Below are 14,585 nucleotides of genomic sequence, written 5' to 3'. Positions count from 1 at the left end.
ATGAAGAATCGCCGAATTATAAAAGATGCATTGATTTTATTTACGATCACCGTTGTTTCCGGACTGATGCTTGGAGGTGTCCATGAAATTACAAAGGATATTATTGAACGGGCAGCCATAGCTGCAAATGCCGAGGCGAACCAGGCAGTCTTTCCGGAAGCCGCAGATTTTAAGCCTGACGACAAACTGACAGAGGCCGTGGGAAGCAGCAATGCAGAACTTCCGTCTGAGGATTATGGCAATGTGGGCATTGACCAGGCATTTGCAGCCGTTGATGAAAGCGGTGGCCTTCTTGGATATACAATTATCTGCTATTCTAACGACAGCTACAGCGGAACGGTAAAGCTGCTGGTGGGGATCAATGCAGATAAAAGTTTAAAAGCCATTGAAGTCCTGGAAATCAATGATACTCCGGGACTTGGACAGCTGGCAAAAGAACCCGCATTTACGGAGCAATTTGCAGGTAAATCCGCAGAAGCCCTTACTGTGACAAAGTCAGGCAATGGAGGTGATGCAGAGATCAATGCCATCAGCGGAGCCACCATTACCTCCCGGGCAGTCACGAATGCAGTCAATGCAGCACTGTATCTGGTGTATCATCATATGGAACAATAGGAGGGGAAAGATGAAAAATCAATATTCGGAACGATTATGGAATGGTATTATAAAAGAAAATCCTACCTTTGTATTGATGCTTGGAATGTGTCCGACCCTGGCTGTCACCACATCCGCAATCAACGGACTGGGAATGGGACTTTCCACAGCGGCGGTATTACTGTTCTCCAATATTATTATTTCCGCAATGCGTAAAATCATATCGGATACCATCCGGATTCCGGCTTATATTGTTATTGTTGCCACGCTGGTAACTGCGGTCCAGCTGCTTTTGCAGGCGTATGTGCCTTCTCTTTATACGTCTCTTGGAATCTATATCCCGCTCATTGTGGTAAATTGTATTATTTTAGGCAGGGCAGAAGCCTTTGCTTCTAAGAATGGGGTGGCGGCATCTGCCTTTGACGGTCTTGGAATGGGAATCGGATTTGCCATAGCACTTACCTGCATTGGATTTGTGCGGGAACTTTTAGGTTCCGGTTCTGTATTTGGATATACGGTTATTCCGGAAGAGTATCATATCTCTGTTTTTGTCCTGGCACCGGGGGCGTTTTTCGTCCTGGCCGGTCTGACAGCTTTACAGAACAAATGGAAAGCTCCATCTGCAACCAACGGGGACCCCGCTTCCTGTGAAAACTGTGGGCACTGTATGGGCACTTCCATTGCTTCCGGGCAAAAGAGTGATGAAAACGGTGCTGTCAAAAATGGGAAACGGAAGAAATAGGAGGGAACGATGAAAGAATTGTTGTTAATTGCTGTTGGCGCAGCCTTGGTAAATAACGTAGTGCTCAGCCAGTTTCTTGGCCTGTGCCCCTTCCTTGGGGTTTCTAAAAACGTAAAAACCTCAGCCGGTATGGGGGTGGCAGTTATCTTTGTCATCACCATCTCCTCTCTGGTCACAAGCCTGCTCTATCAGGGGATTTTAGTGAGGCTTCACCTGGAATATCTGCAGACCATGGTGTTTATTCTGGTTATCGCGGCTCTGGTACAGTTTGTGGAAATGTTTTTAAAGAAGACCATGCCCCCTCTTCATAAGGCGCTGGGAGTGTACCTTCCGCTGATTACAACCAACTGTGCAGTGCTTGGTGCAGCTCTGACCAATGTATCAAAGAACTACGGAGTCCTTCAAAGCGTGGTAAACGGCATAGGGATTTCCATCGGATTTACCATTGCCATCGTTATGCTGGCTGGAATCCGGGAGAAGATCAAATACAATGATATACCCGAGTCATTGAAGGGTTCACCGATTGTCCTTATCACTGCCGGATTAATGGCCATGGCATTTTTCGGATTTGCCGGATTGATTTAAAGGGGAGAAGAGAAAATATGATAACAGGAATGATTTATGCGGCCGCTGTACTGGGCGGAATCGGTCTGTTGACCGGTCTGTTCCTGGGCATTGCCAGTGAAAGACTGAAAGCAGACACGGACGAAAAACAATTAAAGATCCGGCAGGCGCTGCCGGGAATCAATTGCGGCCGTTGCGGTTATGCTGGCTGTGATGCACTTGCCAGTGCCATTGCTGAGGGCAATGCACCAGTCACAGGATGTCCCGTGGGGAGAGAAAAAACAGCAGAAAAGATTCGGGAGATTATGAAAGTTTAAAATAACTCCTCTGTCCAACAGAAGCAGGGCAGAGGAGTTATTCGTGTTTCTATCACCTTTATTTTAGAATTTAAAATAATTCATTGCGTTATTATAGGAAATACCTTCAATAATTTCTTTCAATGCCTTCTGGTCATTTGGATATTCTCCGTTTTCGACCCATCCGCCAATCATCTCACAGAGAATTCTGCGGAAGTATTCATGTCTTGTGTAAGATAAAAAGCTTCTGGAGTCAGTAAGCATTCCGATGAAGTTTCCAAGGCAGCCTAAGTTTGCAAGAGAAGTCATCTGCTCTGTCATTCCGACCTTGTGATCATTGAACCACCATGCAGAGCCCTGCTGGATCTTGCCGGGGAAATCGCTCTGGAAGCAGCCGATAATGGTTCCGATGGAAGCATTGTCGTTTGGATTTAAGGAGTAAATGATGGTTTTCGGAATCTCGTTGGTTGCACTTAAGGCATTTAAGAAATCTGCCATCTGTGCAGACGGTGCGTAGTTGTTGATACAGTCATAACCGGTATCGGGACCCAGTTTCTCAAACATCATGGCATTGTTATCACGCTTGCAGCCATAATGGAGCTGCATCACCCAACCCATGCGGTTGTATTCTTTTGCGACAAACAGCATGAATGCAGTTTTATATTTCAGCTCGTCTTCCTTGGTAACGGTTTTTCCGGAAAGGCCTTTTGCAAAAATTGCTTCAAGCTCTGCTTCATCAGCAGGAACATACATAACGTATTCAAGGGCGTGGTCAGATACAGAACATCCCTGGCTGTTAAAGAATTCCATACGGTTTTTCAGTGCGGTCTTTAAGGATGCAAAATCCTTGATTTCAACGCCGCTTGCAGCGGATAATTTTGCAATGTATGCGGCGAAGTCAGGTTTTTCTACATTCATCGCCTTGTCCGGCCTCCAGGCAGGAAGTACTTTCACATCAAAAGAAGAATCAGCAGCGATCTTCTGATGCCATTCCAGTGTGTCGGCAGGATCGTCTGTGGTGCAGATTACGGTAACATTTGACTTCTTGATGATGTTGCGGACACTCATAGAATCCTCATGGAGCTTTTCGTTGCATAAATTCCAAACTTCCTCAGCAGTATCACCGTTTAAATATCCGGTGTAGCCGAAATATCTCTGAAGTTCCAAATGGCTCCAGTGATAAAGAGGGTTGCCAATAAGTTTTGACAGGGTTTCCGCCCATTTCTGGAATTTCTCACGGTCTGTAGCATCGCCGGTAATGTATTTTTCATCAACACCATTGGAACGCATCTGGCGCCATTTGTAATGGTCACCGCCTAACCATACCTGGGTAATATTATCGAACTTGCGGTCTTCGTAGATTTCCTGCGGGTTGATGTGGCAGTGATAATCTACTACGGGCATCTTTTCCGCATATGTGTGATAAAGTGACTTTGCTGATTCGGTTGACAGTAAGAAATCCTGATCCATAAACTGTTTCATGTTAGAGAGTCCTCCTTGTATATAAAATAATTAAAAATTAGTAGTACCTCGTTTGATTAATTCCGGTGTGATCGTAGTTTTTGCCGGTACGTTTCCGTTGTTTAGCACTTTCATCAAAGTGTTGACGGTTGTGGTACACAGTGCTTCGACTTTATTGTCTACGGAAGTGATCTCAGGAGTGGTACATCTTGAAAGAATGGAATTATTATATCCAATGATGTTTAAATCTTCCGGAATCCTAAGTCCGGCCTGATCCGCATATTTGACCGCACCTACCGCCAGAATATCCTCGGCAGCCAGGACAGCATCAAAATGAATTCCGTCGGAGGAGAGAAGCTTAAGCCGTTCCATTGCAGCAGTCAAATCCTTTTTGCAAAGCACCATAAGTTCTTCCCTGACGGTAAAACCTGCATCACTTACAGCTTTGCGGTAGCCGGAAAGCTTTAATAAGTTGCTGTAGGAGTTACCGGAATAAAGATAAAGTATGGTTTTGCGTCCGGCTTTAAACAGGCTTGTCACCGCACTGTAAACTGCGGCATGATCGTCGCATACGGTGCTGTAAATCTGTTCTCCTTCCAGACTGCCGTTGACCAGCATCAAAGGCATCTCCTTTGCCGCTTCCAAAAGATAAGCATTGTCCCTGGGCCTGGTTTCTATATAATGGGAACCGGTCAGAATGATTGCATCCACGCGTTTGGAACAAAGCAGCTCCAAATACTTCTTCTTTGTCTCAGGGAGGTATCCGCTGCAGCAGAGGATGGAATCATAGCCGTTGCTCCGAAGTTCCTTTTCCAGATAGTAGATGGCTTCAGCCAGCCAGGGATCCGAGGAATCGGAACACATAATTCCAATGGTCTTCATCGTATTAAGTCCAAGGCTTCTGGCGAATACATTAGGGGTATAGCCCAGTTCTTCCATGACAGCAAGTACCCGTTTCCTGGTTTTTTCACTGACATTGGGATTCCCGTTAATCACGCGGGAAACGGTGGCAATTGAAACGTGAGCATGTTCGGAAACATCGTATATATTCAAAAGCAGCACCTCCGTAATTGTAAGCATTTACATACCTCACTTATTATAACTAATTATGATAAATAATACAATCCCTGATTTGTCGTTTTCCTAAAATATTGAAGTATAAAGCAGCCTTTTTGTAAATGCTTACATAAATTTCGTATATGCGAAAATAAACTTGCATTTTTTTGAAATTCAGGAGTATACTATGACTTAGAAATGGAGGCAAGTCATGAAACTGAATAGAACCACACAAAGAACAGTGGAAATCTTAAAGATGATATCCAGGACACCGGAAGGTGCCACATTAGATGATCTCTGTGAGAAGCTGAACCTGCCGAAAACCAGTGCCTATGATATTGTCACAACTCTTGCAGAGATGGGAATGGTTAATATAAAGAGGGGGCAGAAGCAGAATTATACCATAGGTTTAATGTCTTACCGCATTGGGATCAATTACACCAATAATCTGGATTTTATAGGAATCATTGAGCCGGTTCTAAAGGCATTTTCAAAAGAAGTGGGAAAAACAGTCTTTTTCGGAATTCCTTCGGATCATCATGTTGTATACATATGTAAATTTGAACCGGAGAATCCTATTATAACGACAGCAACCGTAGGATCTAAGAATCCGTTATACTGTACTTCGCTTGGCAAGGTGATTCTTGCGTACAGCGAAGAGGAGAAAAGAGAGCAGATGATCAGCCGGATCAAATTTACCCGTTTTACTGAACGGACGATCAAGGACAGAGAGCAGCTGATTCATGAGCTTGACATGGTCCGGGAGACGGGCTATGCTTTTGACGCAAGAGAGATGGAAGAGCATATGCAGTGCGTAGGAGCCCCTGTTTTTGACCGGGATGGCAATGTTCTTGGAGCCATCAGCGTGTCCACTCTTTATAAGCCTTCGGAGGATTATGAAGCTCTCGGAAAACTGATTTTTGAAAAGGGAATGGAGGTATCCCGATTATTAGGGTTTCTTGGGAAAATATGAGGATTACCTGTTGACAAAATGAATAGAAACGATTAATATTCAAGTATAAGAATCGTAAATATGAAGATGATTCGTATATACGAATTTATAGAAGGAGAGAAGAACAATCATGAAAAAAGAACAAGTTTTATCAAAGATGAAAAAAGACTGTCTGGTTGCTGTTGTTCGTGCAAAAAGCTTAGAGCAGGGCGAGAAAGTAGTTGATGCGATTATTGCCGGCGGTATCAACTTTATTGAAATCACAATGACTATGGATGAAGGAAATCCAATTGAATTCATCGCAAAAATGTCTGAAAAATATAGCAAGAATGAAGATGTTGTTATCGGTGCAGGTACTGTACTTGATCCGGAGACAGCAAGAGCAGCAATCCTTGCAGGTGCAAACTACGTAGTAAGCCCAGGCTTAAACGTTGAGACCATCAAGCTTTGCAACCGTTACAGAGTTCCTATGCTTCCAGGCGTTATGACACCTACCGAAGCAATCACTGCATTAGAAGCAGGCTGTGACGTCATCAAGATCTTCCCAGGCAACATTATGGGACCATCCGCAATCAGCTCTTTCAAAGGACCTCTTCCACAGGGTAACTTCATGCCCTCCGGCGGTGTTGACGTTGATAATGTTGACAAATGGATCAAAGCCGGCGCATATGCAGTGGGTACAGGAAGCAGCTTGACAAAGGGCGCGAATACAGGCGATTTCGCAGCAGTTACTGCAAAAGCAAAAGAGTTCGTAGAAGCAGTAGCAGCAGCACGCAAATAATTAAAAATCAACAGCAGAATTAAGGAGAGTACAAAATGGCAAAGATCGTAACCATGGGCGAGATCATGTTAAGATTATCTACCCCGAACAACGAAAAATTTATTCAGGCAGATGAATTTGATGTAAACTACGGCGGCGGCGAGGCAAACGTAGCAGTTTCTTTAGCTAACTACGGCCATGACGCTGAGTTTGTAACAGCAGTACCAAAGAACCCCATTGGTGAATGTGCAGTTGCAGCTTTAAGAAAATATAATGTAGGAACAAAGCACATCGCAAGAGGCGGAGAGAGACTTGGCATCTATTTCTTAGAGACAGGATCTGCTATGAGAGCTTCTTCCGTTGTTTATGACAGAGCACATTCCTCTATCTCTACAGCCACAGCCGCTGATTTTAACTTTGATGAGATTTTTAAAGATGCTGACTGGTTCCACTTTACAGGAATTACCCCAGCAGTAAGTGATGGCGCTGCAGAACTGACGGAAGCTGCATTAAAGGCAGCAAAAGCTCACGGAGTGACTGTTTCCGTTGACTTAAACTTCCGTAAGAAATTATGGTCCTCTGAAAAGGCTCAGAAAGTAATGACAAACTTAATGCAGTATGTTGATGTATGTATCGGCAATGAAGAGGATGCAGAAAAGGTTCTTGGATTTAAGCCAGGCAATACTGATGTAACAAGCGGCGAACTGGAATTACAGGGCTATGTAGATATCTTTAATCAGATGATCGACAAGTTTAATTTCAAATATGTAATCAGCTCCTTGCGTGAGAGCCATTCTGCATCTGATAACGGCTGGTCTGCTTGTATCATGGATGGAAAAACCCGTGAATTCTATCACTCCAGAAAATATCATATTACACCGATTGTAGACCGTGTAGGCGGCGGAGATTCCTTCGCAGCTGGTGTTATTTGTGGAATGGTTGACGGAAAAGACTTTAAGGGTGCATTGGAGTTTGCAGTAGCAGCTTCCGCATTAAAGCACACAATTCCTGGAGACTTTAACCTGGTAACCAGAGAAGATGTTGAGAATCTGGCAGGCGGAGATGGATCCGGACGTGTTCAGAGATAATTACTGACCGACTGTTTGCAGACAGGATATGGATTCCTGCCATTTACAAATAATATAAGACATCGGGGGTCATTTTGCAATGACCCCCCTTTTTTAAGACTTATGGAGGGAATATCAAAATGAGCGACAGACCATTTGATTTATTAAGTCTGGGCGAATTGCTTTTACGTCTGTCTCCGGCAGGCGTAGAAAGACTTGTCCGAGGCGATTCCTTTATGAAACAGGTTGGCGGTGCGGAGTTAAACGTTGCAGTGGGTGCAGCTCTTTTAGGACTTCACACTGGTTTAGTGACCCAGCTTCCTGCTCATGATATGGGAAAATTTGCAAAGAATAAAGTCCGTTCCTATGGAATCAGTGATGACTATTTTGTATATGATCAAAGCTCAAATGCCAGACTGGGGCTATATTATTATGAGTACGGAGCGTATCCAAGAAAGCCAAAGGTGGTTTACGACAGAAAGAACAGTTCCTTTGTTAATATCAGTGAAGACTCCTTCCCTGATGAGATGTATAAAGCGACGACCTGTTTCCATACCACTGGGATCACTCTTGCTCTTTGCGACAATACCAGGAAGACGGCCATAGATATGATTAAGAAATTTAAGGAAAGCGGTACCATTATATCCTTTGATGTGAACTTCCGTGGGAATTTGTGGACGGGGGAAGAGGCAAGAGCATGCATTGAACAGATTCTTCCTTACGTGGATATATTCTTCTGTTCCGAAGATACTGCAAGACTGACCTTTAAAAAACAGGGAACTGTCAAAGAGATGATGAAAAGCTTTACGGAAGAATATCCGATTTCTATTGTGGCTTCTACTCAGAGAATCGTACATAGCCCCAAAAGTCATACGTTTGGATCGGTTATATACGATGCAGCCAGAGGGGAATATTACGAAGAAGAACCTTATCACAACATCGATGTAGTGGATAGGATCGGAAGCGGAGACGCTTACATTGCCGGGGCTCTTTACGGCCTTTTAAGCAGCGGCGGAGACTGTATGAAAGCAGTTCAGTACGGTAATGCAACCGCAGCGTTAAAGAATACCATTCCTGGTGATTTGCCGACTTCTGATTTAAGTGAAGTTGATACGGTTATCCGTGAACACAATGAGAAGGGTCCTCAGAGTGAAATGAGCAGATAAAAGTTGGGTGAATAAAATTATAGATAAGAACCGGTCAGAAACTCCTGGTCGGTTTTTATTTATATAAAATCTATCGTGGCATACAAATAAAGGCTGAAATTTTAACCAGATTCATGGCAGGGGGAATCGAGTGAAACTTCAATTAGTAAAATTAGATGAAATATATAAAAACCATTTGAATGATATGATGGATGAATGGTATGGGTCTGGAGAGGTTATTGTACCATATGCTATAAAAAGATTTGATTATCATGATTTTCATAATTATATCAATCATATGGATAATAAAGAAGAAGAAAACGGATTTGTACCTTATACGACTTATTTTTGTTTGGATGCAGATCGGAATATCTTCGTTGGAGCTGTGAATATCAGGCATTATTTAAATGATTCCCTGTTACTGAATGGCGGACATATTGGAGATGGTGTGCGGCCTTCCGAAAGAAGAAAAGGAATTGCGACCAAGATGATTGGTCTTGCGCTTAAAGAGTGTAAAAAAATTGGATTGGATAGAGTTTTAATGGTCTGCGACAAAAAGAATGTAGGCTCGGCAAAAAGCATAATTAAGAATGGCGGCATTCTGGAAAATGAAATTACAGTGGATGGAATTGTGGAGCAGAGGTTTTGGATTAAAATTCAATAAAGTTATAAAAAGAACTGGTCAGGGATTTCTGATCAGTTCTTTTGGTAATAATAAACATTTTTTAATTAGTTGCCGCACTCAATGCTGATTTCATTGAATTTTTCAAGAATATATTCGGTATCCAGACCATTTTTATCCTCTTCCGATTTGTCAACTACGGCAGAACCCTGATGCATCATCAGCAGACGGTTTCCGTATTCCACCGCATACCGCAGGTTATGGGTTACCATAATGGTGGTCAGATGTTTTTCCTTCACGATTTTATCTGTCAGCTCCATGATGATCTCGGCGGTCTTGGGGTCCAGAGCAGCGGTGTGTTCGTCTAAGATCAAAAATTCAATGGGAGTCATGGTGGACATGAGCAGTGCCATTGCCTGTCTTTGACCGCCGGATAAAACGCCAACCTTTACGTGGAGTTTATCTTCAAGGCCAAGGCCCAGCGAGCGAAGCTGTTCTTTATAAAAGTTAATCCTCTGTTTGTTGGTTCCGGGAAGAAGATTAAAAGGCTTTCCTTTGGTATCTGCAATAGCCATATTCTCAAGGATTGTCATGTTTGGGCAGGTTCCCATGGAAGGATTCTGATAGACCCTTCCAATGCGGCGCTGGCGCTTATATTCCGGCATATTGGTGATGTCAGTTCCGTTGATACGAATGGAGCCGCTGTCTAAGGGAATGCTGCCGCAGATGATGTTAAGGAGAGAGGTTTTACCGGAACCGTTGCTTCCCACAACCGATACAAACTGCTGATCCTCTATGGTCAGTGAAAAGTTCCGGAACAGGCACATCTCGTTTACCGTTCCCTGATTGTAATATTTGTTGATGTTATGGAGCTCAAGCATGATTTTTCACCTTCCTCTCTCTGCCGTTGCTGAGTATCAGGATTCCCAAAAAGAGCGCAGAAGTAATAAGCTTTAAGTCTGATGCCTCCATGCCTAAATAGATTGCAATGGATACGCAGGCTTTATAAATGATGGAACCAATGACAACTGCAGTCGTTGCCTTTACCGCTCCAAACCGTTTGAATAATTTTGTACCGATAATAACATTGGCAAGACCGATAACAATGGTACCGGTACCCATACTGATCTCAAAGAAGCCTTTTTGCTGACAGTAGACGGAACCAGCTAAAGCGGCAAGGCCGTTGGCAATGGCAAGGCCCAGAATCTTCACAGAGCCTTTATCCTTGGCCAGAGAGGTAACAAGGGTTTCGTTGTCCCCTACAGCCCGTAGTAAGTAGCCGGATCTGGTTTTTAAATACAGATCAAGAAGCAGCTTTACGATAAGTACTATGAGAGCCAGTATAATAATAACGCTGATGTCAGAAAGCGCTGCAGGAACCAGACGGTTCACCAGAGGGTTCTCAAAGATGGAATCATTGTTAAAAAATGCCACGTTGGACTTTCCTGCCAGCCTCAAATTAACAGAGTATAGTGCAGTCATGACAATGATGCCTGACAGAAGATCCCTTACCTTTAATTTTACGTGAATAAAACCGGTAACACATCCAGCCAGGACGCCGGCAGCAAAGGCGATAAACAGTGTTGCTAACGGATTGAATCCTGCCAGGACAAGAGTTGCGGTGATAGCACCTCCCAAAGGAAAGGTTCCATCCACGGACAGATCCGGAAAATCAAGAATTTTATAGGTAATGTATACGCCCAATGCCATGATGGCATAAACCAGGCCTTCTTCTAAAACGCCAAGTATGATTGACATGCTCTAACTTCCTCCAATATGGTTCGATGATAAGTATTACTGCTTTATATCCTCAAAGATTTCAGCGGCAGAACCGGTAAGTTCTTCCGGTATAGTAATTCCAAGATTTTCTGCTGCTTTAGAATTGCCGTAGAATGCAGCTTCCTTAATTACTTCAAAATGCAGCTCGCTTGCCTTTGCTTCCCCCTTTAAGACCTTTGCAGCCATTTTCCCTGTCTGTTTTCCTAAATCAACGTAATCAAGTCCCATAGCTGCCAGGCAACCGATCTTAACCTGTTCCACTTCACTTCCAAAGACCGGAATGTTTTTCTTTGCGGCTTTGTCTAAAATGAGGGGAAGAGAGCTGACTACAGTATTATCTGTTAAGTTATTTAAACAGTCCACCTTCTGTAAAAGGTTATCTGTTGCCAGAGGGATGTCGGCAGAAGCAGAGACCGGTCCTTCTACGATTTCAAAGCCAAAGCCTGCTGCAGCTGCCTTATACTCAGCAATTGCGGCTTCTGAGTTTACTTCACTGGTGCTGTAAAGAATTCCAATGGTTTTTGCATCAGGTAGAATCTTACGAATCATCTCCAGCTGTTTTTCTACCGGAAGCTTATCACTGGTTCCGGTTACTTCACCGACAGAAGTGCCGTCTTCATTAGCCAGAGAAGCAGCGGCTGGATCTGTAACAGCCGTATAGATGACTGGAATTTCTGATTTTTTCGCTCCGCTGTAAGCCGCCTGTGCCATTGGAGTAGCGATGGCGCAGATAAGGTCTGCTTTTTTGGAAAGGAAATTGTTTACGATCTGGCTTGCAGTACCGCCGTCAGCCTGAGCATTTTCGTACATAACGGTCAGGTTTTTGCCTTCTTCGATTCCTTCCTCTTTTAAGCCTTCTAAAAATCCTTCCCTGCAATTGTCAAGAGAGCCGTGTTCTGCAAACTGACCGATGCCGATGGTGTAAGAACTGCCTTCTGCAGAACCTTCTGATGCTTTTTCGGGAGCCTTTGAACAGGCGGAGAGTGCAGCAGCAGCAATTGCTGCGCTTAATAACAGTTTAACAGATTTTTTCATAAATATGTCCTCCTTAAATGGTTTGTCGTTGATAGAAGCTGTTTCAATTAATTAAAAAAAGTCCCAAGCATGTTCTAAGACATACTTGAGACGAATCATACAATCCGCGGTGCCACTCAAATTGACTTTATAAAAGTCCACTTTTCATATACAAACATATATGCCACAAAAATAACGGTTGTGGAATCCGTCAGCCCCTACTGGAACTCCTTGTTCAGGGCCGCCCTCAAAAGTCCATTCGGCTATCCGCTTTATACCGCACTCGCACCAACGGCGGCTCTCTGAAATATTGCCTGGAAAGCTTACTCTTCTTTTTCAACGGTTTGTTTTATTTAGTCACTATCTTAATGCGATAAAGCGCTTTTGTCAACCGATATTTGAAAAATCTTTGATAAGACTTTTTCCATTCCTGGCAACTCTTTGAATACTTGCAGGGAGTAGGGCCGATTTGCTATAATATAAGCACAATTATACTAGACTACAGATAAGATCTGTACATGGAGGGGTTGCTTATGAAACGATTACTGATTGTAGTGGATATGCAAAACGATTTTATTGACGGTTCTCTGGGGACCAAAGAGGCATTGGCCATTATTCCCAATGTAAAAAAGAAGATCGAAGAGTATGAGGCAAAAGGATATGATATCTTCTTTACCCTGGATACCCATGAAGAAAATTACCTGGAAACCCAGGAGGGGAAGAATCTTCCTGTGGTTCATTGCATTCGCGGCACCGATGGCTGGGAACTTACCGGTGCCCTAAAAAAATTTAAGGGGAAGAGGTTTGAAAAGACCACTTTTGGCAGTGCGGATCTGGCAGAATATATAAAAGACAAAGAATACGATTCCATTGAACTGATTGGGTTGTGTACCGACATCTGTGTAATTTCCAATGCGCTGCTGATCAAGGCATTTTTGCCTGAGACGCCTGTTCGTGTGGATGGGTCCTGCTGCGCCGGCGTAACCCCGGAAAGTCATGAGAATGCGCTCAAAGCCATGAAGGTATGTCAGATCGAGGTTATCTGACTAAGGCATTGGAAAAATAAAAAAGCGGATAAAAAATGCCGGGGAAAAGTTTTATTTTCTCCGGCATTTTTCATTATACAGGATAGTTCTGCGAACTCTCCTGTATAATGAAAAGCACGACCTGCAGGATGCACATGACGCTTAAAAGGAAGATGTCACTAAAGTGACGGCGTGTCAATGAAAGGGTCTGACAAATCAGACTCTTATTTATTCAATGATTGCAGATCATGGTAAAAGCCAGGATAAGAAATATTAACACATTCTGCGCCTGATATTTCTGTTTCCCCTTCTGCACATAATCCGGTGACTGCAAAGGTCATAGCGATCCGATGATCCAGCTTGCTGTCAATAAGGGCTCCGTGAAGCGGTTTTCCTCCCCTGATGATCATGCCGTCGTCTGTTTCCTGAACATCAGCCCCCATGGCTGAAAGGTTACGGACCATGACTTCAATGCGGTTGGATTCTTTTACTTTTAATTCTGCAGCATCCTTTATAATGGTTTCGCCCTCTGCAAAGCATGCCATGGCAGCGATCATAGGAAGTTCGTCAATCAGTCTTGGAACAATGGCTCCTTCAATGGTTACGCCGTGAAGGTTACTGGATTTGACTAAAACATCTGCGGTAGGCTCTCCGGAATCCGTATTTTCATTAAGAAGAGTAAGATTGGCACCCATATTCCTGCATACGGAAAGGATGCCGTCACGGGTGGGGTTGATGCCTACATGTTTAATCAAGATCTCAGATCCTGGAACCATGAGTCCTGCCGCAATAAAGAATGCTGCTGAGGAAATATCCCCGGGAACTTCAATCTTATTGCCGTAAAGCTCTTTTGCCGGGGAAATACAGGCGGTAGTACCTTCTGTTTTCACATCAGCACCAAAGTATTTTAGCATGATTTCTGAATGATTCCTGGAGATATAAGGCTCAGTCACTTTTGTCTCCCCCTCGGCATACAGACCTGCCAGAAGAATAGAAGATTTAACCTGGGCAGAAGCAACCTTACTGGTATAGTGGATGCCGTGAAGGGGTCTTCCGGTAATGGCAAGAGGCGCACAGCCATTGTCAGAAATGCTTCGGATATCAGCGCCCATTAAGGATAAAGGTTCCATAATCCTTTTCATAGGACGCTTTTTTATGGACTCGTCACCCGTTAAGGTCACGTCAAAATCCTGGGCGGCCAGTATGCCCGAAATCAGGCGGGTAGTTGTTCCGCTGTTTCCGCAGTCAAGGATGGTCTCCGGTTTTTTCAGTCCGTGCAGTCCGTTCCCTTTCACAGTAACGGTGTCTCCGTTTATTTCAATGGAAATTCCCATTTTCTGAAAGCAGGAGATGGTGGAAAGACAGTCGGCGCCCTGAAGGAAATGTCTGATTTCAGTCGTTCCTTTTGCGATGGAGCCGAACATCACACTGCGGTGGGATACGGATTTGTCACCCGGTATGGTTATTTCTCCCTTTAAAGGGGAGGCTTTTGTGAATTTCATAGAATA

At 43.7% G+C, this 14,585-nt stretch carries 16 protein-coding genes and 1 other annotated feature; of the genes, 10 read left to right on the top strand and 6 right to left on the bottom strand.

Annotated features, from left to right (window positions below; genetic code table 11):
- Genes ACLTWA_RS03640 through ACLTWA_RS03625 form a run of 4 tightly spaced genes read left to right on the top strand, consistent with a single transcriptional unit; the run spans window position 1 to window position 2,217 of the window.
- Complete coding sequence (locus tag ACLTWA_RS03640) at window positions 1–615, top strand: FMN-binding protein (protein WP_412326190.1); 615 nt, start codon at window positions 1–3, stop codon at window positions 613–615.
- A 10-nt stretch (window positions 616–625) separates the two neighbouring features.
- A complete protein-coding gene (gene rsxE / locus ACLTWA_RS03635) occupies window positions 626–1,336 on the top strand; it encodes an electron transport complex subunit RsxE (RefSeq protein WP_412326189.1) in 711 nt (236 codons plus the stop codon).
- Between the two features lie 9 nt (window positions 1,337–1,345).
- A complete protein-coding gene (locus ACLTWA_RS03630) occupies window positions 1,346–1,921 on the top strand; it encodes an electron transport complex protein RnfA (RefSeq protein WP_412326188.1) in 576 nt (191 codons plus the stop codon).
- Window positions 1,922–1,938: 17 nt separating this feature from the next.
- On the top strand, window positions 1,939–2,217 hold the full coding sequence (locus ACLTWA_RS03625) for a (Fe-S)-binding protein (protein ID WP_412326186.1): 279 nt from the start codon (window positions 1,939–1,941) through the stop codon (window positions 2,215–2,217).
- A gap of 63 nt (window positions 2,218–2,280) precedes the next feature.
- Here the strand turns inward: ACLTWA_RS03625 and uxaC are convergent, their stop codons facing one another.
- Window positions 2,281–3,678, bottom strand: coding sequence for a glucuronate isomerase (uxaC, locus tag ACLTWA_RS03620; RefSeq protein ID WP_412326184.1), 1,398 nt, complete (start codon window positions 3,676–3,678; stop codon window positions 2,281–2,283).
- A gap of 30 nt (window positions 3,679–3,708) precedes the next feature.
- Window positions 3,709–4,710, bottom strand: coding sequence for a LacI family DNA-binding transcriptional regulator (locus ACLTWA_RS03615; protein ID WP_412327168.1), 1,002 nt, complete (start codon window positions 4,708–4,710; stop codon window positions 3,709–3,711).
- 214 nt (window positions 4,711–4,924) lie between these two features.
- On the opposite strand from ACLTWA_RS03615, the gene ACLTWA_RS03610 reads away from it, so the two are divergent.
- The 5 genes from ACLTWA_RS03610 (at window position 4,925) to ACLTWA_RS03590 (ending at window position 9,301) form a co-directional block, all read left to right on the top strand.
- The gene (locus ACLTWA_RS03610; protein WP_412326183.1) at window positions 4,925–5,686 is read left to right on the top strand and encodes an IclR family transcriptional regulator; all 762 of its coding nucleotides are present in this window, start codon (window positions 4,925–4,927) and stop codon (window positions 5,684–5,686) included.
- Window positions 5,687–5,795: 109 nt separating this feature from the next.
- Entirely contained in the window at window positions 5,796–6,446 is a 651-nt protein-coding gene (locus ACLTWA_RS03605) for a bifunctional 2-keto-4-hydroxyglutarate aldolase/2-keto-3-deoxy-6-phosphogluconate aldolase (RefSeq protein WP_412326181.1), read from the top strand.
- Window positions 6,447–6,481: 35 nt separating this feature from the next.
- Complete coding sequence (locus tag ACLTWA_RS03600) at window positions 6,482–7,513, top strand: PfkB family carbohydrate kinase (protein WP_412326180.1); 1,032 nt, start codon at window positions 6,482–6,484, stop codon at window positions 7,511–7,513.
- 119 nt (window positions 7,514–7,632) lie between these two features.
- Window positions 7,633–8,658: a sugar kinase gene (locus tag ACLTWA_RS03595; protein ID WP_412326179.1), complete on the top strand. Its 1,026-nt coding sequence runs from the start codon at window positions 7,633–7,635 to the stop codon at window positions 8,656–8,658.
- Window positions 8,659–8,788: 130 nt separating this feature from the next.
- On the top strand, window positions 8,789–9,301 hold the full coding sequence (locus ACLTWA_RS03590; protein ID WP_412326178.1) for a GNAT family N-acetyltransferase: 513 nt from the start codon (window positions 8,789–8,791) through the stop codon (window positions 9,299–9,301).
- A 65-nt stretch (window positions 9,302–9,366) separates the two neighbouring features.
- Here the strand turns inward: ACLTWA_RS03590 and ACLTWA_RS03585 are convergent, their stop codons facing one another.
- The 3 genes from ACLTWA_RS03585 to ACLTWA_RS03575 are packed head-to-tail and all read right to left on the bottom strand — an operon-like array spanning window position 9,367 to window position 12,073.
- Complete coding sequence (locus ACLTWA_RS03585) at window positions 9,367–10,140, bottom strand: ABC transporter ATP-binding protein (protein ID WP_412326177.1); 774 nt, start codon at window positions 10,138–10,140, stop codon at window positions 9,367–9,369.
- Complete coding sequence (locus ACLTWA_RS03580; protein WP_412326176.1) at window positions 10,133–11,017, bottom strand: ABC transporter permease; 885 nt, start codon at window positions 11,015–11,017, stop codon at window positions 10,133–10,135. The genes ACLTWA_RS03585 and ACLTWA_RS03580 overlap by 8 nt, the downstream gene beginning before the upstream one ends.
- A 36-nt stretch (window positions 11,018–11,053) precedes the next feature.
- On the bottom strand, window positions 11,054–12,073 hold the full coding sequence (locus ACLTWA_RS03575; protein WP_412326175.1) for an ABC transporter substrate-binding protein: 1,020 nt from the start codon (window positions 12,071–12,073) through the stop codon (window positions 11,054–11,056).
- A gap of 83 nt (window positions 12,074–12,156) precedes the next feature.
- Window positions 12,157–12,401 (bottom strand) — a binding site (T-box leader).
- A 184-nt stretch (window positions 12,402–12,585) separates the two neighbouring features.
- Here ACLTWA_RS03575 and ACLTWA_RS03570 point away from each other — a divergent pair.
- Entirely contained in the window at window positions 12,586–13,098 is a 513-nt protein-coding gene (locus tag ACLTWA_RS03570; protein WP_412326174.1) for a cysteine hydrolase family protein, read from the top strand.
- Window positions 13,099–13,301: 203 nt separating this feature from the next.
- On the opposite strand, the gene aroA is transcribed toward ACLTWA_RS03570, so the two are convergent.
- Window positions 13,302–14,579 carry a 3-phosphoshikimate 1-carboxyvinyltransferase gene (gene aroA, locus ACLTWA_RS03565; RefSeq protein ID WP_412326173.1) on the bottom strand — a complete coding sequence of 426 codons (1,278 nt, stop codon included), beginning with the start codon at window positions 14,577–14,579 and terminating at the stop codon, window positions 13,302–13,304.
- Window positions 14,580–14,585 lie beyond the last annotated feature (6 nt).

The sequence above is a fragment of the Lacrimispora sp. genome (assembly GCF_046972725.1).
In the GTDB taxonomy this organism is placed as follows: Bacteria; Bacillota; Clostridia; order Lachnospirales; family Lachnospiraceae; genus Lacrimispora.
This window is presented reverse-complemented; position numbering and strand designations above follow the sequence as displayed.

Bases quoted from the DNA above. Each gene is read 5' to 3' on its own strand.
- ACLTWA_RS03570 (WP_412326174.1), top strand. From the start codon at position 12,586: ATGAAACGATTACTGATTGTAGTGGATATGCAAAACGATTTTATTGAC.
- ACLTWA_RS03580 (WP_412326176.1), bottom strand. From the start codon at position 11,017: ATGTCAATCATACTTGGCGTTTTAGAAGAAGGCCTGGTTTATGCCATC.
- ACLTWA_RS03625 (WP_412326186.1), top strand. From the start codon at position 1,939: ATGATAACAGGAATGATTTATGCGGCCGCTGTACTGGGCGGAATCGGT.
- ACLTWA_RS03575 (WP_412326175.1), bottom strand. From the start codon at position 12,073: ATGAAAAAATCTGTTAAACTGTTATTAAGCGCAGCAATTGCTGCTGCT.
- uxaC (WP_412326184.1), bottom strand. From the start codon at position 3,678: ATGAAACAGTTTATGGATCAGGATTTCTTACTGTCAACCGAATCAGCA.
- rsxE (WP_412326189.1), top strand. From the start codon at position 626: ATGAAAAATCAATATTCGGAACGATTATGGAATGGTATTATAAAAGAA.
- ACLTWA_RS03630 (WP_412326188.1), top strand. From the start codon at position 1,346: ATGAAAGAATTGTTGTTAATTGCTGTTGGCGCAGCCTTGGTAAATAAC.
- ACLTWA_RS03600 (WP_412326180.1), top strand. From the start codon at position 6,482: ATGGCAAAGATCGTAACCATGGGCGAGATCATGTTAAGATTATCTACC.
- ACLTWA_RS03585 (WP_412326177.1), bottom strand. From the start codon at position 10,140: ATGCTTGAGCTCCATAACATCAACAAATATTACAATCAGGGAACGGTA.
- ACLTWA_RS03595 (WP_412326179.1), top strand. From the start codon at position 7,633: ATGAGCGACAGACCATTTGATTTATTAAGTCTGGGCGAATTGCTTTTA.
- ACLTWA_RS03640 (WP_412326190.1), top strand. From the start codon at position 1: ATGAAGAATCGCCGAATTATAAAAGATGCATTGATTTTATTTACGATC.
- ACLTWA_RS03610 (WP_412326183.1), top strand. From the start codon at position 4,925: ATGAAACTGAATAGAACCACACAAAGAACAGTGGAAATCTTAAAGATG.
- ACLTWA_RS03605 (WP_412326181.1), top strand. From the start codon at position 5,796: ATGAAAAAAGAACAAGTTTTATCAAAGATGAAAAAAGACTGTCTGGTT.
- aroA (WP_412326173.1), bottom strand. From the start codon at position 14,579: ATGAAATTCACAAAAGCCTCCCCTTTAAAGGGAGAAATAACCATACCG.